General features: G+C 59.9%; 22 protein-coding genes. 7 read left to right on the top strand and 15 right to left on the bottom strand.

Annotation, left to right across the window (positions count from 1 at the left end):
- Positions 1-21: 21 nt before the first annotated feature.
- From ACMYSN_RS11685 to ACMYSN_RS11665, 5 genes are all read right to left on the bottom strand, one after another.
- Positions 22-402 (bottom strand): 5-carboxymethyl-2-hydroxymuconate Delta-isomerase, encoded by a 381-nt coding sequence (locus tag ACMYSN_RS11685; protein WP_123757651.1) that lies wholly within the window; start codon positions 400-402, stop codon positions 22-24.
- 9 nt (positions 403-411) lie between these two features.
- The gene (gene hpaD, locus ACMYSN_RS11680) at positions 412-1,269 is read right to left on the bottom strand and encodes a 3,4-dihydroxyphenylacetate 2,3-dioxygenase (RefSeq protein ID WP_123757650.1); all 858 of its coding nucleotides are present in this window, start codon (positions 1,267-1,269) and stop codon (positions 412-414) included.
- 71 nt (positions 1,270-1,340) lie between these two features.
- On the bottom strand, positions 1,341-2,807 hold the full coding sequence (gene hpaE, locus ACMYSN_RS11675) for an aldehyde dehydrogenase (RefSeq protein WP_462498078.1): 1,467 nt from the start codon (positions 2,805-2,807) through the stop codon (positions 1,341-1,343).
- Positions 2,804-3,568, bottom strand: a complete 765-nt coding sequence (locus ACMYSN_RS11670) for a fumarylacetoacetate hydrolase family protein (protein ID WP_462498077.1) — start codon at positions 3,566-3,568, stop codon at positions 2,804-2,806. Before ACMYSN_RS11670 ends, hpaE begins: the two co-directional genes overlap by 4 nt.
- On the bottom strand, positions 3,565-4,197 hold the full coding sequence (locus ACMYSN_RS11665; protein WP_462498076.1) for a fumarylacetoacetate hydrolase family protein: 633 nt from the start codon (positions 4,195-4,197) through the stop codon (positions 3,565-3,567). The genes ACMYSN_RS11670 and ACMYSN_RS11665 overlap by 4 nt, the downstream gene beginning before the upstream one ends.
- Before the next feature lie 289 nt (positions 4,198-4,486).
- On the opposite strand from ACMYSN_RS11665, the gene hpaR reads away from it, so the two are divergent.
- Positions 4,487-4,933: a homoprotocatechuate degradation operon regulator HpaR gene (gene hpaR, locus ACMYSN_RS11660; RefSeq protein ID WP_123757646.1), complete on the top strand. Its 447-nt coding sequence runs from the start codon at positions 4,487-4,489 to the stop codon at positions 4,931-4,933.
- A gap of 1 nt (position 4,934) precedes the next feature.
- On the opposite strand, the gene ACMYSN_RS11655 is transcribed toward hpaR, so the two are convergent.
- Genes ACMYSN_RS11655 through ACMYSN_RS11640 form a run of 4 tightly spaced genes read right to left on the bottom strand, consistent with a single transcriptional unit; the run spans position 4,935 to position 8,491 of the window.
- Positions 4,935-6,197, bottom strand: a complete 1,263-nt coding sequence (locus ACMYSN_RS11655; protein ID WP_462498075.1) for an FAD-dependent oxidoreductase — start codon at positions 6,195-6,197, stop codon at positions 4,935-4,937.
- The gene (locus ACMYSN_RS11650; RefSeq protein ID WP_462498074.1) at positions 6,178-6,441 is read right to left on the bottom strand and encodes a 2Fe-2S iron-sulfur cluster-binding family protein; all 264 of its coding nucleotides are present in this window, start codon (positions 6,439-6,441) and stop codon (positions 6,178-6,180) included. Before ACMYSN_RS11650 ends, ACMYSN_RS11655 begins: the two co-directional genes overlap by 20 nt.
- On the bottom strand, positions 6,438-7,547 hold the full coding sequence (locus ACMYSN_RS11645; protein ID WP_462498073.1) for an NAD(P)/FAD-dependent oxidoreductase: 1,110 nt from the start codon (positions 7,545-7,547) through the stop codon (positions 6,438-6,440). The genes ACMYSN_RS11650 and ACMYSN_RS11645 overlap by 4 nt, the downstream gene beginning before the upstream one ends.
- A complete protein-coding gene (locus ACMYSN_RS11640) occupies positions 7,544-8,491 on the bottom strand; it encodes a proline racemase family protein (RefSeq protein WP_462498072.1) in 948 nt (315 codons plus the stop codon). Before ACMYSN_RS11640 ends, ACMYSN_RS11645 begins: the two co-directional genes overlap by 4 nt.
- A gap of 310 nt (positions 8,492-8,801) precedes the next feature.
- Here ACMYSN_RS11640 and ACMYSN_RS11635 point away from each other — a divergent pair, with 310 nt between their 5' ends.
- The 6 genes from ACMYSN_RS11635 to ACMYSN_RS11610 all read left to right on the top strand — a co-directional run bounded on the left by ACMYSN_RS11635 (position 8,802) and on the right by ACMYSN_RS11610 (position 15,951).
- On the top strand, positions 8,802-9,629 hold the full coding sequence (locus tag ACMYSN_RS11635; RefSeq protein ID WP_462498071.1) for a helix-turn-helix domain-containing protein: 828 nt from the start codon (positions 8,802-8,804) through the stop codon (positions 9,627-9,629).
- A gap of 151 nt (positions 9,630-9,780) precedes the next feature.
- A complete protein-coding gene (locus ACMYSN_RS11630; protein ID WP_434586467.1) occupies positions 9,781-10,701 on the top strand; it encodes a dihydrodipicolinate synthase family protein in 921 nt (306 codons plus the stop codon).
- Between the two features lie 14 nt (positions 10,702-10,715).
- Positions 10,716-12,320 carry an aldehyde dehydrogenase (NADP(+)) gene (locus ACMYSN_RS11625; protein ID WP_462498249.1) on the top strand — a complete coding sequence of 535 codons (1,605 nt, stop codon included), beginning with the start codon at positions 10,716-10,718 and terminating at the stop codon, positions 12,318-12,320.
- A 15-nt stretch (positions 12,321-12,335) separates the two neighbouring features.
- Positions 12,336-13,937 carry an APC family permease gene (locus ACMYSN_RS11620; RefSeq protein WP_123757638.1) on the top strand — a complete coding sequence of 534 codons (1,602 nt, stop codon included), beginning with the start codon at positions 12,336-12,338 and terminating at the stop codon, positions 13,935-13,937.
- An 11-nt stretch (positions 13,938-13,948) separates the two neighbouring features.
- Positions 13,949-14,959, top strand: coding sequence for an Ldh family oxidoreductase (locus tag ACMYSN_RS11615; protein WP_462498070.1), 1,011 nt, complete (start codon positions 13,949-13,951; stop codon positions 14,957-14,959).
- Between the two features lie 173 nt (positions 14,960-15,132).
- Positions 15,133-15,951, top strand: coding sequence for a GNAT family N-acetyltransferase (locus ACMYSN_RS11610; RefSeq protein WP_462498069.1), 819 nt, complete (start codon positions 15,133-15,135; stop codon positions 15,949-15,951).
- 39 nt (positions 15,952-15,990) lie between these two features.
- On the opposite strand, the gene opgB is transcribed toward ACMYSN_RS11610, so the two are convergent.
- From opgB to ACMYSN_RS11580, 6 genes are all read right to left on the bottom strand, one after another.
- Positions 15,991-18,282, bottom strand: a complete 2,292-nt coding sequence (gene opgB / locus ACMYSN_RS11605) for a phosphoglycerol transferase I (RefSeq protein WP_462498068.1) — start codon at positions 18,280-18,282, stop codon at positions 15,991-15,993.
- A gap of 262 nt (positions 18,283-18,544) precedes the next feature.
- Positions 18,545-19,039 (bottom strand): YjjA family protein, encoded by a 495-nt coding sequence (locus ACMYSN_RS11600; RefSeq protein WP_462498067.1) that lies wholly within the window; start codon positions 19,037-19,039, stop codon positions 18,545-18,547.
- Between the two features lie 65 nt (positions 19,040-19,104).
- Positions 19,105-19,842 (bottom strand): DNA replication protein DnaC, encoded by a 738-nt coding sequence (gene dnaC, locus ACMYSN_RS11595; RefSeq protein WP_123757626.1) that lies wholly within the window; start codon positions 19,840-19,842, stop codon positions 19,105-19,107.
- 2 nt (positions 19,843-19,844) lie between these two features.
- Positions 19,845-20,384 carry a primosomal protein 1 gene (dnaT, locus tag ACMYSN_RS11590; protein WP_462498066.1) on the bottom strand — a complete coding sequence of 180 codons (540 nt, stop codon included), beginning with the start codon at positions 20,382-20,384 and terminating at the stop codon, positions 19,845-19,847.
- A gap of 192 nt (positions 20,385-20,576) precedes the next feature.
- Positions 20,577-21,050 carry a threonine/serine exporter gene (locus ACMYSN_RS11585; protein ID WP_123757624.1) on the bottom strand — a complete coding sequence of 158 codons (474 nt, stop codon included), beginning with the start codon at positions 21,048-21,050 and terminating at the stop codon, positions 20,577-20,579.
- Complete coding sequence (locus tag ACMYSN_RS11580; RefSeq protein ID WP_123757623.1) at positions 21,041-21,817, bottom strand: threonine/serine exporter family protein; 777 nt, start codon at positions 21,815-21,817, stop codon at positions 21,041-21,043. The genes ACMYSN_RS11585 and ACMYSN_RS11580 overlap by 10 nt, the downstream gene beginning before the upstream one ends.
- Between the last annotated feature and the right edge of the window lie 161 nt (positions 21,818-21,978).

The raw sequence follows: 21,978 nt of genomic DNA, 5'->3' as shown, positions 1-21,978 counted from the left end.
CGCCGGGGCTGGCTTAGGGCGCTATTTGAAGAGCGCGTGCACGTTGTTCTGTTTGTAGTTCAGCGTCGGGTGCAGCTCTTCAATCTCAAAGGAGAGCGCCAGATAGCGGCTTTCCATCAGGGCGGCGAAGTGGGCTTTGATCAGCCCAAACAGCATTTCGCCCACTTCCTGCCGGCTCTCCAGGCTACGCCCGCTGCCGATCTTTAACGTCATGTGCACAAAGGCGTAATCGTGCTTTCCGTCGGCCATCTGCCAGGTATCCAGCCAGTGGGCGCGGCTGCGGATCCCGCCAATCGGGAAGATCCCGGTGGCGGCCAGCGCCTGGTTCACCTGGGCGAACAGGCCGGGTAAATCGGCTTGTTCGCGGATGTTGTCGCTACATTCGGCGATAAAGTGCGGCATAGAGGCTCCTTACGCCTGGGCCGGAAGCGGGAACACGGCGTTGACCTGGCCGGTGCCGGAGCTGGCGAACAGGTCGGTAATAAACTCCACCTTGCCGTCGTATTTATCCCAGCCGAGCACCCCAAGCAGCATCACCGTGTCGTGCATATTGCCTTCGCCGTAGCAGTAGTCGGCGTACTCCGGCAGCATGGTGCAAAACTCTTTGAACTTGCCTTCACGCCACAGCTTCACCACCCGTTCATCCATCTGATGGTCAAATTCGCGGGTATAGCTGTTCATCCCTTCTTCGGCGCGCTGGTCGTCGATAAAACGGTGCGACAGCGAGCCGCTGGCGAATACCGCAACGGTCCCGTCGTACTGTTCGATGGCTTTGACGATGGCTTCGCCCAGCTTGCGGCTGTCGGCAAAATCGTGAACGGTGCAGAACGCGGAGATCGACACCACTTTGAAATGTTTATCGCTGTTCATGTAGCGCATCGGCACCAGGGTGCCGTACTCCAGCTTCAGGCTGGGGATGTTGTGCGCTTTGGCGCGCACGCCCAGCTTGACCGCTTCGTCGGCAATCAGCTGGCCCAGCTCCGGGTTGCCGTCGTAGTCATAGGTCATGTCGCGGATAAAGTGCGGCAGTTCGTTGCTGGTGTAGACGCCTTTAAAATGGTCGGCGCAGTTAATGTGGTAGGCGCTGTTAACCAGCCAGTGGGTATCGAAAACGATAATGGTATCGACGCCCATTTCGCGGCAGCGCTTGCCAATTTCTTTATGACCGTCGATGGCCGCCTGACGGCAACCATGGTTTTTCCCCGGCAGTTCTGAGAGGTACATCGATGGCACGTGAGTGATTTTGGCAGCTAAGGCTAATGTTCCCATGCGGTGTTCTCCTTACATAACCTGAATAGTTTGAGCCGCAGTCAAGGTTGACGCGGCTCGACGGATGACGGTTACACGCCCCATTTCGGGATCGGATGGTCACCCATGGAAATGCAGACGTTCTTCATTTCGGCGAACACCTCAAAGCTGTACTCGCCGCCTTCACGACCGGTACCGGAGGCTTTCACGCCGCCAAACGGCTGGCGCAGATCGCGGACGTTCTGGGTGTTGACGAACACCATCCCGGCTTCGATACCCCGCGCCAGGCGCAGAACCTTGCTGATGTCCTGGGTCCAGATGTAGGAGGCCAGACCGTACTCAATGTCGTTTGCCAGGCGCAGCCCTTCCGCTTCGTCTTTGAACGGCAGCAGGCAGGCCACCGGGCCAAAAATCTCTTCCTGCGCGACGCGCATCCGGTTATCGACGTCCGCCAGTACCGTCGGGCGCAGGAAGTTACCGTTTTTCAGATGGGCAGGCAGGTCGGACGGTTTGTCCGGGCCGCCGGCCAGCAGGGTGGCGCCTTCTTCGATCCCCAGACGGATGTAGCCGGAGACTTTCTCCCAGTGCTGCTGGCTGATCAGCGCCCCGACCTGGGTCGTCGGATCGGTCGGATCGCCGACCCGCAACCGGTTAGCGCGTTCCGCAAAGCGTTTAACGAACTCCGGGTAGATGCTCTGCTGAATGAAAATGCGCGAGCCGGCGGTGCAGCGCTCGCCGTTGATCGAGAAGATGGTGAACAGCGCGGCATCCAGCGCGCGCTCGATATCGGCATCTTCAAAAATCAGCACCGGTGATTTGCCGCCCAGCTCCATTGAGTACTTTTTCAGCCCGGCGTTTTTCATGATGTTGCGCCCGGTGGCGGTGCCGCCGGTAAACGACACGGCACGGATGTCATGGTGACGGACCAGCGCATCGCCAGCGCTGGCGCCGTAGCCCTGCACCACGTTAAGCACGCCGGCCGGAATACCCGCCTCCAGCGCCAGCTCGCCCAGACGATCGGCGGTCAGCGGCGACAGTTCGGACATCTTCAGCACCGCGGTATTGCCCAGCGCCAGGCACGGAGCGACCTTCCAGGTGGCGGTCATAAACGGCACGTTCCACGGCGACACCAGCGCACACACGCCAACTGGCTGCACGAGGGTGTAGTTGAGCATCTTGTCGTCAACCGGGTAGGTCTTGCCGTTCATCTGCTGGCACACTTCGGCGAAAAACTCGAAGTTGTGCGATGCGCGCGGGATCAACACGTTTTTGGTTTGATGGATCGGCAGGCCGGTGTCGGCGGTTTCCATTGCCGCGATCTCCGGGACGTCGCGATCGATCAGATCCCCCAGACGACGCATCAGACGCGCGCGCTCTTTCATCGGCAGGTTAGCCCATTTCGGGAACGCTTCTTTGGCGGCGGCCACGGCCTGATTCACTTCGGCTTCACCGCCGGAGGCCACTTCCGCCAGCACCTCGCCGGTCGCCGGGTTGGTGGTATGGAAATAGTCGGTGCCTGCGACATTTTTTCCGTTAATCCAATGGTTTATTTTTTTCATGACAGCTTCTCCTCATACGCCTGCTGGCTGATGATGCGATTGACCAGACGGCCGACGCCTTCGACTTCGACGATCACCTCGTCACCCGGCACCACATCGGACAGCCCTTTCGGCGTGCCGGTGGCGATCATGTCGCCGGGTTGCAGGGTCATAAATTCGCTCAGGTAGGCGATCAGGAACGGGACGCTGAAGATCAGATCCGCCGTGGTGCCCTGCTGGCGCAGTTCGCCGTTGACCCAGGTGCGCAGGGCCAGGTTATGCGGATCCGGGATCGTTTCTTTCGCCACGATCCACGGCCCGATAGGGGTTAAGGTGTCGCGGCTTTTCACCCGCAGGTTCGGACGATAGTAGTTTTCCAGGTAATCGCGGATGGCGTAGTCGTTGCAGACGGTATAGCCGGCGACGTAGTCCATGGCGTCAGCCTCGCTGACGTGGCGCGCGGTTTTGCCAATCACCACCACCAGTTCGGCTTCGTAATGCATGTACTCGACGTTGTCCGGGCGCACTGATTCTTGCTGATGACCGATAAAGGTGTTCGGCGCTTTGATAAAGACCAGCGGCTCTTCCGGCGGCGTAAACTCCAGCTCACTGGCGTGATCGGCATAGTTCAGACCCAGCGCGAACAGGGTGCCGCCAGCGGGCGGCAGCCAACGGAATTGACCCGCCTGCGGCAGGGTGCCATCGCTGAGGCGCACCTGCTCACGTTCATCAACCAGGACGTCGTAGCGCTGGCCTTGCCATTCAATACGTGCCTGCTTCATGCCAGCTCTCCTTCTGCAACCACCGGGTTTTCCAGCGTTGGAAATCCTGCGGCGAGGATCCGCACGCGGTCGCCTGGCTGCAGCGTCACGCGGGTGTGTGGGGTGCCGATCAGAATGGCGTCGCCGGGGTTCAGGGTGGCGAACTCGCTCAACGCGCTTAACAGTTCGGCGGCGTTACGCTGCAGATCGCCGGTGTTCCAGCTGTCCGCTTCGCGGCCGTTGATTTCGGTGACGATGGTCAGATTGTCCACGTTGTGTACCGGGGTCAGGTCGCCGAGCGGGCAGAAACCATCGCGGCATTTCGCTTTGATCGCCGGGCGGTAGAAGCTCTCTTCCGGCAGGCTGACGTCATTGGCCAGGGCATAGCCGGCGATAAACGCCGCGGCTTCAGAAGCGGGAACCTGGCGCGCGGTTTTGCCGACAATCAGCGCCACGGTGGCGCCGCTCTGCACGGTTTCGCCCTGCGGATGTGGGATCGCCTCGCCGCTACCAATCACGGTATTACGAGGTTTGATAAACCAGACCGCGGTCTTCGGCGGCGTTTTGTAAGGGGCCTGTTGGAACGCATCGCGCCAGGCGTCGAGCTGGCTACGATGGTTGAGCGCAACGGCGAAGATAGTACCTTTCATTCACCACTCCTCTGGTACGGATGTCGGATGCTAAGCGTCATTCATTAATATGTTAATGATCATCTTTTATTCCTTGTGGGATGGTTTGGCAAACAGAAGTGAATGTTTTGTGATCTGATTAACAATAAATTTACACCTGAAAATTTTATTTGTTTATAATCATATTGTTATCAAATTTAACGCCGAAGACTGGTACTTTTCAGGTGCAGAAACCGGTTGCGTCATGGCAGGATAGGCGCTAATTATTAACTTATTAATAGAATTGAGTGTGTGACCGTGGGGATATGTAATGCATGATTCGTTAACCATTGCGCTGTTGCAGGCGCGGGAAGCCGCGATGGGCCATTTCCGGCCGATCGTCAAACGCCATAATCTCACCGAACAACAGTGGCGTATTGTGCGTATCCTCGCGGAAAACCCGTCGATGGACTTTCACGATCTGGCGTTTCGCGCCTGTATATTGCGCCCGAGCCTGACCGGTATTTTGACCCGCATGGAGCGTGACGGCCTGGTGCTGCGCCTCAAGCCGGTTAACGATCAGCGCAAGCTGTACGTGTCGCTGACGCCGGCGGGCAACAAGCTGTACGAAAGCGCGCAGGCGCAGGTAGAAGAGGCTTACCGCCAGATTGAAGCCCAGTTCACCCGGGAAAAAATGCAGCAGCTAACCGGGTTACTGGAGGAGTTTATTGCGCTCGGCGGCGGTCAGCAGGCCGGGCGCGGTGACGAAGAGGAGTAGGTCAGCGCTCGGTGCGGTGTCCGGCTAACGCAATCAGCGTTTCGGCTCGGGCGGGAGAGAGCGGCTCTCGCGGCTGCGGTAACGGCCAGCCGTACAGCCAGCGGGCGGAGGCCGCGCAGGTTCTGCCCTGACAGGCGCCCATGCCGCAGCGGCGGCTCAGCTTGGCCTGCTGCCAGCTTTCGGCATCGGCCACTTCGCCGCAGCGTACATCCTCGCAGCGGCACAGCAGGCTATCCGCCGTGGCGGCGCTTTTCAGGCTGTCCGGCAGGGCAAAAGTGCGGTTTACCGCGTCGGCAAAGCGCTGCCAGCGTGCGCGGCGGGCAAAGCCTGCCTGGGCCTGCTCACCGGCATCGGCGCAGGCATAGCCGGCAATTTCACCTTCGATCAACGCCAGTTCGCTGCCGCCAAAGCCGGTGCATTCGCCAGCGGCATAGATCTCCGCGACGCTGGTCTGCTGCCAGCAATTGACCTCAACGGCGTCGTGGGCAATCGCACAGCCGAAGAGCAGCGCGGTTTCAATATTGGGCACCAGGCCATAGCCGATCGCCAGCCGTTGGCAGGGGATCGTTCGCTCAACTCCCCGGTGGCGCAGCGTCACCGCTTCCAGCTGCGTCTCTCCGTGAGCGCGGATCACCTGGCCGCCGCTGAGATAGCGCCGTGGGGCGAACGTCGCCAGCTGGCGGAGTTTCTCCGGCCAGCGCCACAGGCCCGCGCCAAAACGCAACAACGCGCTGAGGTCAGCCTGCTCGACGATCTGCTGCACCTCGCCGCCGCTTTTGGTCACCGTGTTGGCCACCGCCAGCAGCAGCGGGCCGCTGCCGGCGATCACCACCTTCTGGCCCTGGACTGTCAGGCCATGTTTGATTTGCGCCTGCAGTCCGCCGGCGCCGGTGACGCGGGGTAAGGTCCAGCCGGGGAACGGCAGCGAGAGCTCGCGCGCCCCGCAGCAGAGGATCAGTTTTTGCCACTCAACCATCCCGCTGGTCTCTGCGGTTTCAAACAGCACGCTGCAGGCTGACGGGCGGGCGATGAGCCGGGCTCCGTTCAGCATGGTGATATTGGGTGCGGCGGCAATGGCCGCACGGTAGCGACGCGCCAGGGCGGGAAGGGCGACCTGCGGGCCATCGCGCCAGATTTGCCCACCGGGGAGCGGGTTATCGTCGAGGATCACCACCTGTTTATCGCAGGATGCGGCTGCCAGCGCGGCGGCCAGGCCTGCCGGTCCGCCGCCGAGAATTAATATGTCACAACGCAGCGTGTGCATGGGGACTCCTTTCAATGATCATTTCCGGCTGGCACAGCGTCTGGCAGGCCAGCATCCGCCGCCCGTTGACGGTCACCCGGCACTCCTGGCAAATGCCCATGCCGCAAAAAGGGGCACGGGACTGACCGCCGACGGCCACCCGGGTGGTGGGATCTGCGGTTAACGCCAGCGCCGCTGCGACGCTGATGCCTGGCGGCACTTCACAGCGCTCGCCTTCAATCACCACCGGGATCGTTTCACTCATGCGATAGCCTCCTTCTTCTGCAGGCGCTCCGGCAGCCAGGCGTTCGGGGCGAGCGGGCAGCGTTCGCCCAACAGCTGGGCGGCGAGCAGCTCTGCGCTGGCAGGTGCGGTGGTGACGCCAAGCCCTTCATGGCCCAGCGCCAGCCACACTCCCCGACGCGTCGGGTGCGGGCCAATCAGGGGATTGCCATCCTGTGAGGCGGCGCGAAAGCCGCTCCAGCAGCGGATAATATTCAGCTCGCCCAGCGCCGGCAGGAAGTGCCTGGCGCGGTCGAGCATCTGCGCCAGCAGCGGTAAATCGAGCTGGCGTTCTGTGGTATCAAACTGTCGCGACGAGCCGATCAGCAGCTGGCCGGTGGGCCGCGGCTGAACGTTGAACGCCACCGAGGTGCCACCGCCGTGGGCGCTGGCGCCGTAGCCCAGTTCGACCAGCTGGTGGTGGAGCAACGGGCCATAGCGGTCGGTGATCGCCAGCTGGCCTTTCTTGGGCAGCAGCCAGTTTTCCGCCAGCAGCGCGTTGGCGTTTAGCCCGCAGGCGACCACGATCGCTGCGGCCCGCAGCCGTTTTCCGCTGCTCAGCACCACCGTCGGTTCGTCGAGGTCTGTGGCGCCTTCTGTCAGGCAGGTCAGGTTGTCTCCGGCGTCGGCAATAAACCAGCGGGCGACTTCGGGGGCATACACGATGCCATCGCCGGGAACCCACAGCCCGCCGTGCAATCCTGCTCGCAGCTGCGGTTCGCGCTGCATCAACTGTGCGGGCGTCTGCATTTCGCTGGCGGTCTGGTATTCCGCCATGCGCTGCTGTTTTTCCCGGGCAATCTCCAGCTCCTGCGCTGTTTCCGCCAGCCATAAGGTACCGCAGCCGCGCCAGGCACAGCGCTCGGGCATTCGCGGAGTCAGGGTGCGCCAGCGCGCCAGCGACCAGGCGGAGAGCGCCAGTTCGGCGGGATCGTCGTCCATGCACACCAGATGTCCCATGCCGGCCGCGGTGGCTCCCGGCTGGCGATCGTCAAGCAGGATCACGCTCTGCCCGCGTTTCGCCAACTGCCAGGCGCAGGCGGCGCCGACGATCCCGGCGCCGATCACGATGACATCGCAGTGGTTCACGGCACGATCCCCCAGCAGAAGGGATCGTCCGGGTTGAGGATCAAGCACGTATCGCCACACACCCAGGCTGAACCGCGGATCGTGGGAATAATGTCGCCGTCGCGACGAGCATAGTGGGCGCTAAACTGGCTGCCGATAATACTGGCCTGGTGCCAGCGTTCACCGGGCTGGAGCTTGCCGTCTTCTGCCAGGCAGGCCAGCTTGGCGCTGGTTCCGGTGCCGCAGGGCGAGCGATCCCAGGCTTTCCCCGGACAGAGCACAAAGCTGCGGCTATCGGCCCCGGCGTCGTCGGCAAACAGTTCGATATGGTCGATCTCTCCGCCATCATCGCCGCGGATCCCGGCGGCCTCCAGCCCTTCACGTACCGCCCACGCATAGTCGGTGAGGGCCGGGATCTGCGCCGGTTCGAGGGTGAAAGGGTGATCGTTGATGAGGAAAAACCAGTTGCCGCCCCAGGCGATATCGCCGGTGACGGTCCCCACCGCGGTGCTGACGCTGATCTGTTTTTTCCAGCGCCGGGCCGGGACGTTTTCCACCGATACGCTACCGTCTTCATGTAGCGTGGCGCTGACGTTGCCCACCGGCGTTTCAATCAGATGCGTGCCAGGCTGGATCCGCCCAAGCCACGCCAGCGAGGCGATAAGCCCGATGGTGCCATGCCCGCACATGTTCAGGAAACCGGCGTTGTTAAAGAAAATGACCCCCGCCGTTGCCTCGGGCGAAACAGGTTTACACAGCAGCGCGCCGACCAGCACATCGTTGCCGCGCGGCTCAAGGATAACGGCCTGACGCCAGTGGTCGAAGTCGCGGGCAAAGCGTTCGCGGCGCTGGGCCATGCTGCCGTCGCCAAGGTCCGGAAAGCCGTCGACAATCAGCCGGGTCGGCTCGCCGCCGGTATGAGAATCGATGGCCCTGAGTTCAATAGTGTGGCGTGGCACAGTCATGATGAGCTCCGAAAGTTAACAGTATGTTTCATCATGCTGGCGCAACATTCCGTCTCCTGCTTGAGCGCTTTCATCAAAGAAAATGACGAAATTAGCATAATCACCGTGGTTGCTTACTCGATATGATCATAATTATTTATTATTAATCATTCGCTTAATGCTGTGGTAAACCGAAAGTCGTCAGAACGCCAGCGACGTATTAAGGGGAAAGCAGAAACCGCAGTCAGGATCGCAAAACGCGGTGTTGCTGCTTGATGTGTTACTGGTATGTGAATAAATATCCTCCCGTCACCCGCCATGAGGAAGTCTTATGTTCTGCGTTACTGCTGCTGCACCGGAGTCTGCTCCGGCTGACACGACGGATTTGGCCGTCGATGAGCTGAGTCAGATTTGTGAAGGGCTGGCGCGTCAACGACCGGAAAATATGCCGGCATTGCTCAATGCGCTGGCGCTAATTGCGCCGTTGTTGAATGCGATCCCCAACGTGGTTTTTTTTATCAAAGATGCTCAGGCGCGCTATCTGCTGGCAAACCTGACGCTGGCCCGCCGCTGCGGTTTTAAAAGCGTCACCTCGCTGCTGGGCAAAACCTCGGCCGACGTCTTTCCATCGGCGCTGGGGCAGGGCTATACCGAGCAGGATCTGCGGGTGCTCAGAGAGGGTGTGACCCTACGCGACCAGCTGGAAATGCACCTCTATAACGGGCGCGAGCGCGGCTGGTGCATGACGCAAAAGCTGGCGCTGCGCGATATTCACGGCCAGGTGATCGGCATGGCGGGGATCTCCCACGATCTGCAGGAAGCGCATGCCCGTCATCCGGCGTGGCAGCGGCTGGCGATCGTCGACGATCATATTCGCCGCCACTATCATCGACCGATCTCAATGGAGGAACTGACGGTATTAAGCGGCATGTCGGTGGCGCAGATCGAACGCTACTGCAAACGGATCTTTCACCTCACGCCCCGGCAGATGATCCACAAAGTTCGTCTCGAAAAAGCCACCGAACTGCTGGCGGGAGAGACGCCGATTACCGACATTGCGCTGCAGTGTGGCTATACCGATCACAGCGCGTTCAGCCGTCAATTTAAGGCGATGACCGGCTCCACGCCGCGTGATTTCCGCCTGACGCTGGCGGGGTAATCGCCGGCTCACACATTTGGCGATTGTGCTAATTTCGTCATCGTATTGGAAGAAAACCGACAAGCCGCCGGGTCCATGAAACGTCAATCTGTCAGTGAAAATTCACTATTCATTCACTTCGACTTAACAAAATGACGACAAGGAACCGAGCATGAGCAATAAAGCGATTCACTGGAGCGGCGTATTTCCGGCAGTCAGCACGCAGTTTCGTCAAGATTACTCCCTCGATTTAGACGCCACCCATGCGGTGATGAAAAACCTGGTCAGAGACGGCGTTTCCGGGCTGGTGGTGTGCGGCAGCGTCGGCGAAAACACCTCACTGACCACCGCAGAAAAACTGCAGATTATCGAAGTGGCGAAGGATGCCGCGGGCGGTAAAATCCCGGTGATCGCCGGCGTTGCGGAGTTCACCACCGCCTTTGCCCAGAAGATGGCGAAAGAGGCCGAGCGGGTGGGCGTCGACGGGATTATGGTGATGCCGGCGCTGGTCTACTCATCAAAACCGCATGAAACCGCCGCCCATTTCCGCAGCGTGGCCTCCGCCACCGACCTGCCGATTATGGTTTATAACAACCCGCCGATTTACAAAAACGACGTGACGCCGGACATCCTCGCCACCCTGGCCGACTGCGACAACATCGTCTGCTTCAAAGACTCCTCCGGCGATACCCGCCGCTTCATCGACCTGCGCAATACCGTGGGCGACCGCTTCGTGCTGTTTGCCGGTCTCGACGATGTGGTGGTGGAGAGCATTGCCGTGGGGGCCGAAGGGTGGATTTCCGGCATGTCGAATGCCTTCCCACGCGAAGGCGAGACGCTGTTCCGTCTTGCCGTGCAGAAACGCTATGACGAAGCGATGGCGCTGTATCGCTGGTTTATGCCGCTGCTGCATCTCGATGCGCGTCCGGACCTGGTGCAGTGCATCAAGCTGTGCGAAGCGCTGCTGGGCCGCGGCAGCGAGGTGACCCGTCCGCCACGTCTGGCGCTGGAAGGGGAGACCCGTCAGCAGGTCGTGAAGATTGTGGAGCAGGCGCTGGCAACGCGTCCTGTGCTGCCGGATGTGGGCCTGTGAGTCAGGGGGCGATGATGAGCGACACAGCGATGACGGCGGGGCGGCAGTTTATTGCCGGCCGTCGTATAGCCAGCGGTGAAGCCACGCTGCTGAGCCTGCGGGCGGCGGATGGCGAGACCACTGGCCAGCGTTTTTATCCTGCCTCCCGGGAGGAGGCTGCGCTGGCGGCAGAAGCGGCGGCGCAGGCGTTTAGCGTCTACTCCGCGACTTCACCACAACAGCGGGCGCATTTTCTCGACACCATAGCCGATGAGCTGGACGGGCTGGGGGAGGCGTTTTTTGCCCTGGCCCACGCCGAGACGGCGCTGCCATTGCCACGTCTACAGGGCGAGCGGGCGCGAACCAGCGGCCAGCTGCGGCTGTTTGCCGAAGTGCTGCGGCGCGGCGATTTTCTTGGGGTGCGCATTGATACCGCGCTGCCAGAACGTCAGCCCCTGCCGCGCCCGGATCTGCGGCAGTTTCAGAGCGCGTTAGGCCCGGTGGCGGTGTTCGGCGCCAGCAACTTCCCGCTGGCTTTCTCCACCGCCGGCGGCGATACCGCTTCGGCGCTGGCGGCCGGCTGCCCGGTGGTGGTGAAAGCGCATCCGGGACATATGGCTACCGCGGAACAGACGGCGCAGGCCATCGTCCGGGCGGTTGAAAAATGCGGCTTACCCGGCGGCGTCTTCAATATGATTTTTGGTCACGATATTGGCGCCGATCTGGTGCGTCATCCGGCGATCCAGGCGGTGGGGTTCACCGGCTCGCTGGCGGGGGGCAAAGCGCTGTACCAGCTGGCGCAGCAGCGTCCTCAGCCGATCCCCTTGTTTGCCGAAATGTCGGCAATTAACCCGCTGATTATTTTGCCGCAGGCGCTGGCCGCGCGGGCGACATCGCTGGCACAAGCGCTGGTGGGGTCGTTTACCCTCGGCGGCGGCCAGTTTTGTACCCGGCCCGGACTGATTCTGGCGCTCAAGGGGGAAGGGCTGACGGTGCTGAAAGCGGCGCTGTGCGAGCAGGTGCAGGCGGCTCCTGCCCAGGTGTTACTCAACGCGCCGACGCTGCAGCACTATCACGCCGGGGTGGATGCCCTCGATGCCTGTCCGGGCGTACAGCGGCTGGCTAGTGGGATAGCGGCCGGTGCTCAACAGGCACAGGCGCTGCTGTATCTGGCGACGGCGGAGCAGTTGCTGGAGCCGGATAGTCTGCTGCATCGCGAAGTGTTTGGCCCGCTCTCCGTGCTGGTGGAAGTGGCGGATGAGGCCCAACTGATGGCCGTGGTCAACGCGCTGCAGGGGCAGCTGACCGCCACGTTGCATGCGGATGCGGACGATCGCCTGCTGGCGGGGCGGCTGTTGCCGCTGCTCAGTGAAAAAGCCGGGCGGGTGCTGTTTAACGGCTATCCCACTGGTGTGGAAGTGTGCGATGCGATGGTACACGGCGGCCCCTGGCCGGCGACCACCGATGCGCGTGGCACCTCGGTAGGGACCCGGGCGATAGAGCGTTTTCTCCGACCGGTTTGCTTGCAGAACGCCCCCGCCGCGTTGCTGCCACCGGCCTTGCAGGATGCTAACCCTTTGAACCTGCTGCGCCTGGTGAACGGCCAGTGGACCCGGGAAGCCATTTCCCCTTCATGTTGACGCAAGGGCATCACGATGACTATTCACTCTACGCATAACAGTCAAACCCGCGTGGCTGAGTCGGGTAAGTTTAAAAAGCAGCTGACGTTAACCGATCTGACGTTTATTGGCCTGGGGGCGATTTTTGGTTCCGGATGGTTATTTGCCGCCAGCCACGTGGCGTCGATCGCCGGACCGGCCGGGATCGCCTCATGGGTGATTGGCGGCGTGGCGGTGCTGCTGCTGGGGATTGTCTACTGCGAACTGGGGGCGGCGCTGCCGCGTGCCGGGGGGATTATCCGTTATCCGGTCTTTTCCCACGGCGAGCTGATGGGCTATCTGCTGGGTTTCATTACGCTGATCGCCTTTTCAAGCCTGATTTCGATCGAGATCGTCGCCGCCCGTCAGTATGCCGCGGCCTGGTTCCCGGCGCTGACGCAACCGGGTTCCAGCTCGCCAACCCTGCTGGGCTGGGTGGTGCAGTTTCTGCTGCTGTGCTTTTTCTTCAGTCTGAACTACTACAGCGTCAAAACCTTCGCCCGTTCGAACAACTTTATCAGCGTGCTGAAGTTCCTCGTTCCGCTACTGGTGGTCATCACACTCTTTACCTTCTTTAAGCCGGAAAACCTGCATGCTCAGGGGATTGCCCCGTTCGGCATGTCCGGTGTGGAAGCGGCGATCAGCGCCGGGGGGATCATTTTTGCCTATCTGGGACTGACGCCGATTATTTCCGTCGCCAGCGAGGTGCAGAACCCGCAGCGCACCATCCCGGTGGCGCTGATTCTGTCGGTGGTGCTGTCGACCATTATCTACGTGCTGCTACAGCTGGCATTTCTCGGCAGTATTCCGACGGAGATGTTAAGCGGCGGCTGGGCGGAGGTGAGCAAGCAGTTCTCGCTGCCGTATCGTGATATCGCGATTACGTTGGGGATGGGCTGGCTGGCTTTTATGGTCATCAGCGATGCGATTATCTCGCCGAGCGGCACGGGCAATATCTATATGAACGCTACGCCGCGCGTTATCTACGGCTGGGCGAAAGCCGGGACCTTTTTTAAAGCCTTTACCTATATTGATAAGGAGTCCGGGATCCCGCGTCCGGCGTTGTGGCTGACCTTTGGCCTGTCGATTTTCTGGACGCTGCCGTTCCCTTCCTGGGAGCAGCTGATTAGCGTGGTGTCGGCGGCGCTGGTGCTGAGCTATGCGATTGCGCCGGTCACCGCTGCCGGGCTGCGTCGCAATGCGCCGGATCTGCCGCGTCCGTTCCGCGTGCGGGCGTTCGCTATCATTGGCCCGGTGTCGTTTATGATCTCGGCGCTGATCGTCTACTGGTCCGGCTGGAACACGCTCTCCTGGCTGCTGGGGCTGCAGATCGTCATGTTTGTGGTCTACATCCTGTGCAAAAGTAAAGTGCCGGTACATACCGTCAGCCTGGCGCAGCAGGTGAAGTCTTCGCTGTGGCTGATTGTCTTCTACGCGCTGATTATGCTCTTTTCCTGGGCCGGCAGCTTTGGCGGGATTAATGCGTTGCCCCATCCCTGGGATACGGTGATAGTGGCGGTAATGTCGCTGGGCATTTATTACTGGGGCGCGCGCAGTTGTCTTCCCCAGGCTAACTTTAGCGGAGACGAAGAAGAGTAGAGGAGAAGGTCATGGAAACGGTAACCCTTTCGTTACCCGAAGCTTATGCGCTGGCAATGCGGGCGCTGAGCAGCAATGGATTCAGTGAGGAACATGCGGCGGCTGTGGCGCGCAACGTGACCGGCGGGGAGCGCGATGGCTGCGCTTCCCACGGCCTGTGGCGGCTGCTGGGGATTATTGCCACCTTGCGTAAAGGCAAGGTGTCTCCCGATGCCGAACCGCTGATCGACGACCGGGCGCCGGGGATTGTTCGGGTCGATGCCGGCGGTGCCTTTTCGCTGCTGGCGTTTGAGCGGGCGCTGCCGCTGCTGGTGGAGAAGGCGCGTCACAGCGGGATTGCCGCGCTGGCGATCAACCGCTGCGTGCATTTTTCGGCGCTGTTTGCCGATATCGAACCCTTAACCGAGGCCGGCCTGGTCGGGCTTGCCTGTACGCCGGGCCATGCCTGGGTGGCGCCAGCCGGCGGTACTTTGCCGCTGTTTGGCACCAATCCTATCGCCTTTGGCTGGCCGCGGGGCGAGGCGCCGCCGTTTATTTTTGATATGGCGACCAGCGTGGCGGCACGCGGTGAGATCCAACTGCATCAGCGTGCCGGAAAATCGCTGCCGGAAGGGTGGGGAATCGACAGCCAGGGCCAGCCAACCACGGATGCCGGGGAAGTCCTGTCCGGGGCGATGCTGACCTTCGGTGGCTATAAAGGCTCGGCGCTGGCGGCGATGGTGGAACTGTTGGCCGGGCCGCTGATTGGCGATATGACCAGCGCGGAGTCGCTGGCCTGGGATAACGGTGCGGGCGGTCTGCCCTACGGCGGGGAGCTGATTCTGGCGCTGGATCCGCAACGTTTTCTTGGGGCGGAGGCCGATGCACACCTGGCCCGGGCGCAGACGCTGTTTACCAACATGCAGGCACAAGGCGCCAGGTTACCCGGCGAACGCCGCTATCTCTGTCGTGAGGAGAGCGAACAATCCGGGGTGACCATTAACCGTTCGTTGTTTGATGAAATTGCCGCATTGAGCGCGTAGTCGCGCGGCCCGGATTCCCCGGCGGCGCTACGCTTACCGGGCTACATACCGCACAATACTGTAGCCCGGATAAGGCGTCAGCCGCTATCCGGGAGCCGTCTTTTCGCCGCCAGTCCTGGCGATTATAGTATTGGCTTTCATCGGTTCAGCATCACAGCCTTCGGGAGCAATGTATGGAGCTCATCGCCGTTCCTGCCACCCGGTTCAGTATCGACCGGCTGGCAGCCATTCTCAGCGATTGTTTTGAGGATTATCTGGTCCCCGTCACTCTGTCGGTGGAGGTGTTTGTGCAGCGTTTTAGCGCCGAAGGCATGAGCCTGCTGGATTCCTTCGTCTGGCTGGATGGCGATGTGCCTGCGGCGATGGCGGTGATTTCCCGGCGTGGCGATGAGGCCAGACTCGCAGCATTTGCGGTGCGGCCCGCGTATCGTGGAAAAGGACTGGGTCGCCAGTTGATGACGCCGCTGATGGCTTCGCTGCGGGAGCAGGGCGTGCGGCGGATGTGGCTGGAGGTGATCCGCGATAACCTGGCTGCGGTGGCGCTGTACCAGGCGTTGGGGTTTACGGTGCGCCACGGGCTATGCGGCTTTGTCAGTACCCAGCCGCAGAATGAGAGCGCGGCGGGGCTGGCGGTGTGTGATGGCCTGGCGCTGATCCGCAAAGCCGGGGTCGAGGTCAACGGTCGGCTGCCGTGGCTGATGGATCCGCTAACCTTCGCCACGCTGCCGTGTCGGACGCTGACGTTACATCAACAGGCTTTTGCGGTGCTGGCGACCCTGAACCACAAACCGCAGCTGCAGTTTTTGTGGGTCGAGCCCGCAGCGCGAGGCCGTGGGTTAGGGCGGGAGATGCTCACCACCCTGGCGCGACAATATCCGGGAATGAGCACTACGGTGACCATCCCGGAATCTTTTACGCCGCTGTTCAACGCCGCGGGATATGCGACGTTGACGCTGAAGCAGTATGAAATGTGCGTGACGCTGCGTGCATGATCGCCGGCAGCGTCGTGAGTGCGGTAACCGGCACCGAGCTTAACCGTCGCTTTTCACCACTTTGATATCCACCATGCCAATCCCCAACTGACGCGGCGAATGGCCGAGGATATTGCCTTCGTTAGTGGATTGCGGGTCCGGTGGCACGATAATCAGCGTATCGCTGCGCGACGGGTTGTCGAAATGCAGCGTGGTGGTGGAGACATCGTTAGCCAGGGTCAGGGTCTGTTCGCTGTTGCCGACGCGCACCGGGATCGGTTTATTGGCGTTCGGCCCGTAGGCCTTAGCGGTGATCACCAGATCGAATTTTTCCGGTAACGGCTGCTTAAATTCAATTTTCACTTCGCTGCCCAGTTGGGCGTTGGACCAGCGGCCCCACGATTCCGGGCGAGAGATGCCGCTGAACTGTTTGACCTCTTCCGGGGCGCCGGCAACGTTAAAGACAAAGCTGTCTGCTTTGTAGCGAATATCGTTATCGACAATCTTCAGCGTATCGACGTTGCCGTTATAGCGCTGCATATCGATCACGGTATCTTTGAAGGCCGTTTTGCCCTGCCACTGAGGTTTATCGACGTGCTGCACGGTCTGCTCGCCGCCGAGCTGGCCCTGCGAAACGCACCAGTCGGTTGAGAGCGCCAGCTCTGGCGACCACAGCTGGCCCATTTTGTAGCAGCGGTCGACCCAAACGAAATTATCGCGCGGGGCGAAATCAGCCAGCTGGAAGCGCAGCGGTGCGGAATATTCGCTCTCAGGCAGCGGCTCGACGCGTTTGTCGGACACCCGTAGCAGCAGCGGCAGGCGGAAGTGGCTGCCGGAGAACGAGATCATGCTCTTCTGAGCATCGACGGTGAAGTTTTTCATCTCTTTCGGGAAGTTCCACAGGCGGATGACATCCGGCTTCCACGCCAGCACTTTCTCTTTCATATTCATGAAGATGCCGGACAGCGACTGCCCGGAGAGGCTGCTGCGGCCCAGGCCGATAAAGTTATCGCCGCCGAGGATGTCCAGCACCGTGGCGCCGTTGTCCATGGTGTTGCGCTTAACGGCCAGCGTATCCTGCTGCGGCTGGTCGCCACGCAGAATAAAGAACAGGTTGCTGCGGTCCTGCTTGTTGAGATAGTCCCAGGCGGAGTTTTTCATTGCCAGGTGGTCGGAAGAGACCACGATCACCGTGTTTTTGAAATACGGTGAGGCTTTGATCTTCTCGATCAGCGCGGCGATATGCTCCTGGCTACAGGCGACGGCGCTAAAGGAGAGGTTCTTTTTTCCGCCCATTTCATAGCTTTTACGCTGGCAGGTGCGGGAGATAAAGCCATCAGGGTGGTGGGTATCGACCGTTAGCGCAAAGAGCGAGAAGCGTTTGCCGGACTGGGAAAGCTGTTCGAATTTTTTCCAGGTTTCGTCGAGAACGGTGTCATCGTAGAAGCCCCAGTCATTGCGATAGGTCGGGTCTGCCACCGTGGTTTTTAGCTCTTCGGCGCCGTAGAGATGGTCGAAACCGTGTGATTTCAGAAACACGTCTTTGCCGGCAAAGCGCAGGTTCGCGCCCTGCACGAAATAGTTTTCATAGCCGGAGTTTTTCAGAATATCGCCGAGGCAGATATTTTGCGGGAAGAAGCTGGAGACCGAAGCCGACGCGTTGCCTTCAAACGGCGCAAACAGCGGAATGCCGCACTGCGAGGCCACCATGCCGGCGATGGTGTAATCGGTACCCGGAAGCTGGGTGGTGTTGCTGAAGTCGAGGCCTTCGTTTTTGAGTTTGCCCAGCTCCGGCGTCAGGTCAGGGAATGCGTCGTTATCGAAATAGGTGCGTTCGAGGCTTTCCCCGTAGATGTAGACCAGGTTTAGCTTCGGATCGGCAATGCTTTTCGCCGGCTCTTTGTAATAGGCGGCAAAGTCGGGATCGCCATCGCGGGACTGGGATTTAACCAGTTCGCTGATCTGGCGGAATGCCGGGCTGGCATCAACGGAGGCCAGCGCCAGCACCAGCGCCAGCAGGCTGTAACCAAAGTGGTGCGGATGATGACGACGGCGGCGCAGCACCCAGCCTAACGCGCTGAAGACGGCGACCAGCGCCGCGACAAGCCCGACGCCGGGAAGAATATATTTGCTGACGCCCGCGCCGGTCAGGCTGTTGGTCAGGGTATAGAGGACCGCGTCATTTATCCCATCGCCGGTGAAATAGTCGCTGGCGTAGAGGGTGATGTTGAGCACCACAAACAGACCCAATACCGTCAATGTGGCGGCAAACCACCAGGTATTGCGACCCGCTTTTAAGGCATAGATCACCACCGAAGTGAGAAACAAGGCGATGGATAACAACTCTGACACAGTACGTACACCCTCTAAATGGTACCTGTTGAAAACCGGCAGGAGAGATCACTTTCCACGGTACACTGTAATTGCAGTGCCATATCGCTGCAATTGTAGAGTCATGAAAGTGTGCTGTGGTTCAGAATTGGTTTAGAAATGGTCATTCCAGGATAATGACTCATCCTGTGTTGCAGGGGAGGCGGAACGAAAAAGGGTGAAAATCGTGACTGCGGCCGCGTTGTCGGCCCTAAGGCGTTAAACGCGGCCTCTGAGGTGGGGATCAGGAGAGGAAGCTAACACCCTGTTTTAAGACCAGATCGCAGGCTTTGGTTTTCACTTTCTCAGCCATCGAGCTGCTGCCGAGACTGTTGAGATCCAGTTTCTGGCCGCTGTTGCTGCTCAGAAGCCCCTGCAGACCGTCAAGGTAGCTGGTGTCCTCTTTCTGTTTTTCCGGAGTGCTGAGGCCCAGTTTATCCAGCACCTGGTTTTTGACGTTTTCGGTGTTGGTCACCGAAGACAGTTTCTGCTTCGCACAATAGGACATAATCCCGGCGGCATTGTTCATGCTGCTGGAGGTCAGGGACTGGTTGCCGTTGCTCAGCAGGCTGGTCAGGGAAGAGACCGACATGCCGCCACTTTGCTGAGAGTCGCCCTGGCTGCTTAGCTGGCTGGCCGCGCTGGAAAGGGAATCCTGCCAGGAGGCAGCGTGGACGCCGGCGCTAAGAAAAACACCGGCAATCAAGGTGGTGCGGAACAAAAAATGAGCAGTTTTCATGAGTGTACTCGTCATAGTTACTTAAGCATCCCTGTAGTATAACCCCGCCCGGGTTCGGAAATATCTTAATACTCTTTACCGGTAACACGATGACGATAGCTGTCCCAGTTGAAAATCACCCACAGGCTATTGCCGAGACGCATGCGGTCCATGACGCGTTCGCCGAGCAGCTTGTTCATCTCTTCCATATTGCTGTTGGTGAGCATGCCGGTCGGGCGTTTTGACGACGAGCGGCGGTCGACGATCTGATTAATGATAACCTTCTCGTAGCGCGATTCTGTCTGCATCCCGATCTCATCGATGACCAGCAGATCGACCTTGCTCAGATCGCTCAGCAGCTGCTCTTCGCTGACTTCCCGGTTGCCGAAAGTGTCTTTCATTGCTGACATAATATCGGCGACGGTAATGATTAACACCGACTTCCCGCGCAGCAGCAGCTCATTACAAATGGCGGCGGCAAGGTGGTTCTTACCGGTGCCGGGCTTGCCGGAAAAGATAAAGCTGGCGATATTGCCATCGAACTCTTCAACGTACTGACGCGCCCTGGACAGGGCGTTCATCTGGCCTTCGCACTCTACCCGGTAGTTCTCAAAGGAACAGTTCTGATGCAGCGGCCGGATGCCGGAACGGTTAAACGTGCGCTGCATCTTCATGGCACGGTTTTCACGCTCCAGCGCTTCAGAACGCAGCTTGCCCTGCTCCTTTTGCCAGGCCAGCAGCTCTTCGCCGGTTTTAAACGCCGGTTCGACATGGGCCGGCATCATTTTTTGCAGACGCTTCATCAGGTCGCCAACGTTTTTCATGCTCATCCTCTGAAACCTCGTGGAATATGGCTATCCGGTTCACTGACCGTATTCACATCGCGTCGCGGCTGGCCGCCGTTGCTGGCCCGGCCGATTTGGACGCTGCGCGCCAGCTTCTGTTGCCATTGCACATGATGAAAGACTTTGCCTTCTGCTTGCCAGTAAGCGACAAAAGCCGCCAGTTCTTCCGGGGTCACCGGCTGGCTGAGGGCGATGCCCCAGAGCGCGGCGAGGCGCTGAAAATCGGCATCCGGCTGCCAGTCGGCATACATGGCGAATTTCCCCATGGGAATGGCGGTTGGCGCGGCGGCTGGCTCATCAAAAAACTGCGTATCCAGCGCCACATCGCTGCCGGGACGTGCCAGCCTGGCTTCCAGCTCAAGCAACTGAGCCAGACGTTCCGGCGTCAGCGCGTAGAACGCCGGGGCATTGTTGGCAAAAACGGCGACGGCGCCGCTGGCCGATTTTGCGAGTACGGCCGCAGGGTCCTGGATGAAATCATCCAGGCCGCTAAAATCGGTGGTTAACATTCGCGAAGACATAACGCTATCTCAACTCTGAACAACATATAGAGGGGGCTAAACCGATTGTCTTTCCAGTCGTTTTTGACCGGCGGCGCCCGGTGGACGGCATCGCTTAGTCCAGTAAGCCTGTCGGAATGCCTTCCGGCGCCGCAGTAAAACACATCGAAATCTATTGGCTATAGTAGCACAGGGTTCAGCCAAATCTCTGTGCTATACCCGCGGGCGCTTACGGTACAACCAGAGGCCCGGGATAGAAAGGCCAATGGAGAGGGCGCCGACAATAGAAGAGGCCTTCAGGAAATTGCTCAGCAGCATGATCATCAGCTCATCGGAGTAGCCAAAGTGGCTGATTTTTACCGCCGAGATCATCGCGGTGTAGGCCGAGATGCCGGGGAACATCGGGATCACCGCGGCCACGGTGAAAATCTTCGGATGCGCCAGGTACCAGCGGGACCATTGAATACCGATGCTGCCAACCAGCAGCGCGGCGAGAAACGTCGCCCACTCAATATTGAACCCGACATCCATCATCACCATGCGCGAGCTGTGGCCGATGGCGCCGAGCAGTGCACACCAGCGCAGTGCGCGCTGCGGGACGTTAAACACCATCGCAAAGCCGGCCGCCGGAATAGCCGATAACGCCATATCCTGCAGCAGTGCAAAAATATACGTCATTATACCCATCCTCGCAGCCCCCACATGGTCATCGCCATCACGACGCCGATACAGGTGGCCAGCGTCAACAGGCTGGCAATCGCCCAGCGCGCCAGGCCGGTATTGATGTGCCCTTTAAACATATCCGCCACGGCGTTGATTAAGGGAAAACCGGGAACCAGTAGTAGGACGCTGGCGGCCATTGCGACCGTTGAGGTGGCGGTAAACGCCGGCAGGTGCAGCATCAGCCCGGAAATGGTGGTGGCGACAAACGCCGTGATGCAGAAGTTAATCTGCGGGTGCATCGAACGGTGGGTCAGGAGCTGGCGAATATACATCGCGACGGTACTGGCGCAGAAAGTGATCAATGCGCCGTCCCAGCCGCCTTTATTTAACTTGCAGAAGCAGGCGCAGGATAAGCCAACCATCAGCACCACCAGCCAGCGCGGGTAGCGTAGCGGTTTGATCTGCGCAAAGCGCTTCTCTACGTCTTTATAATCCAGCAGCTTATGCTCGGCCATAATCACAATATGTTGCACTTCCGTCACCACATGCATATTGATGCCGCGATCGACGTTCTTACGTGTGGAGGTCAGACACTCGCCATCTTTAATCGTCGTGAGCACAATGGCATTCGAGGAGATGGCGCTTTCGACGCTGTCCATACCCAGCGCCCGTCCCAGGCGGGTTGAGAGTTCCTCCACCAGGGCGCTCTCGGCGCCGTGCTGCAATAAGAAAAGCCCACACTGAATACACAACCGCGTAATAGCGCGCTGAACTGCCCGATCTGCTTGCATAAGTACCCGCTGTTCCCACGTCCAATCCCAAAGTGTTTGTCGATACTTTAACCTGGACTCCCGTGGTATCTGGGGGGGACGGGATCAAACAATGTGCAAAAAGACGCCACGGGGGGACGAAATGAAATTTGAGCGCTGCCACACTTTCGCAAAACTGTTGG

Source organism: Klebsiella sp. R445 (assembly GCF_051131755.1).
Lineage (GTDB): Bacteria > Pseudomonadota > Gammaproteobacteria > Enterobacterales > Enterobacteriaceae > Klebsiella > Klebsiella lignicola.
Note: the sequence above shows the minus strand (reverse complement) of the source record. Positions and strands in the feature narration are given on the sequence as shown.

Excerpts from the sequence above, each read along its gene's own strand:
- ACMYSN_RS11685 (WP_123757651.1), bottom strand. The coding sequence starts at position 402 with ATGCCGCACTTTATCGCCGAATGTAGCGACAACATCCGCGAACAAGCC.
- hpaD (WP_123757650.1), bottom strand. The coding sequence starts at position 1,269 with ATGGGAACATTAGCCTTAGCTGCCAAAATCACTCACGTGCCATCGATG.
- hpaE (WP_462498078.1), bottom strand. The coding sequence starts at position 2,807 with ATGAAAAAAATAAACCATTGGATTAACGGAAAAAATGTCGCAGGCACC.
- ACMYSN_RS11670 (WP_462498077.1), bottom strand. The coding sequence starts at position 3,568 with ATGAAGCAGGCACGTATTGAATGGCAAGGCCAGCGCTACGACGTCCTG.
- ACMYSN_RS11665 (WP_462498076.1), bottom strand. The coding sequence starts at position 4,197 with ATGAAAGGTACTATCTTCGCCGTTGCGCTCAACCATCGTAGCCAGCTC.
- hpaR (WP_123757646.1), top strand. The coding sequence starts at position 4,487 with ATGCATGATTCGTTAACCATTGCGCTGTTGCAGGCGCGGGAAGCCGCG.
- ACMYSN_RS11655 (WP_462498075.1), bottom strand. The coding sequence starts at position 6,197 with ATGCACACGCTGCGTTGTGACATATTAATTCTCGGCGGCGGACCGGCA.
- ACMYSN_RS11650 (WP_462498074.1), bottom strand. The coding sequence starts at position 6,441 with ATGAGTGAAACGATCCCGGTGGTGATTGAAGGCGAGCGCTGTGAAGTG.
- ACMYSN_RS11640 (WP_462498072.1), bottom strand. The coding sequence starts at position 8,491 with ATGACTGTGCCACGCCACACTATTGAACTCAGGGCCATCGATTCTCAT.
- ACMYSN_RS11635 (WP_462498071.1), top strand. The coding sequence starts at position 8,802 with ATGTTCTGCGTTACTGCTGCTGCACCGGAGTCTGCTCCGGCTGACACG.
- ACMYSN_RS11630 (WP_434586467.1), top strand. The coding sequence starts at position 9,781 with ATGAGCAATAAAGCGATTCACTGGAGCGGCGTATTTCCGGCAGTCAGC.
- ACMYSN_RS11625 (WP_462498249.1), top strand. The coding sequence starts at position 10,716 with ATGAGCGACACAGCGATGACGGCGGGGCGGCAGTTTATTGCCGGCCGT.
- ACMYSN_RS11620 (WP_123757638.1), top strand. The coding sequence starts at position 12,336 with ATGACTATTCACTCTACGCATAACAGTCAAACCCGCGTGGCTGAGTCG.
- ACMYSN_RS11615 (WP_462498070.1), top strand. The coding sequence starts at position 13,949 with ATGGAAACGGTAACCCTTTCGTTACCCGAAGCTTATGCGCTGGCAATG.
- ACMYSN_RS11610 (WP_462498069.1), top strand. The coding sequence starts at position 15,133 with ATGGAGCTCATCGCCGTTCCTGCCACCCGGTTCAGTATCGACCGGCTG.
- ACMYSN_RS11600 (WP_462498067.1), bottom strand. The coding sequence starts at position 19,039 with ATGAAAACTGCTCATTTTTTGTTCCGCACCACCTTGATTGCCGGTGTT.
- dnaC (WP_123757626.1), bottom strand. The coding sequence starts at position 19,842 with ATGAAAAACGTTGGCGACCTGATGAAGCGTCTGCAAAAAATGATGCCG.
- dnaT (WP_462498066.1), bottom strand. The coding sequence starts at position 20,384 with ATGTCTTCGCGAATGTTAACCACCGATTTTAGCGGCCTGGATGATTTC.
- ACMYSN_RS11585 (WP_123757624.1), bottom strand. The coding sequence starts at position 21,050 with ATGGGTATAATGACGTATATTTTTGCACTGCTGCAGGATATGGCGTTA.
- ACMYSN_RS11580 (WP_123757623.1), bottom strand. The coding sequence starts at position 21,817 with ATGCAAGCAGATCGGGCAGTTCAGCGCGCTATTACGCGGTTGTGTATT.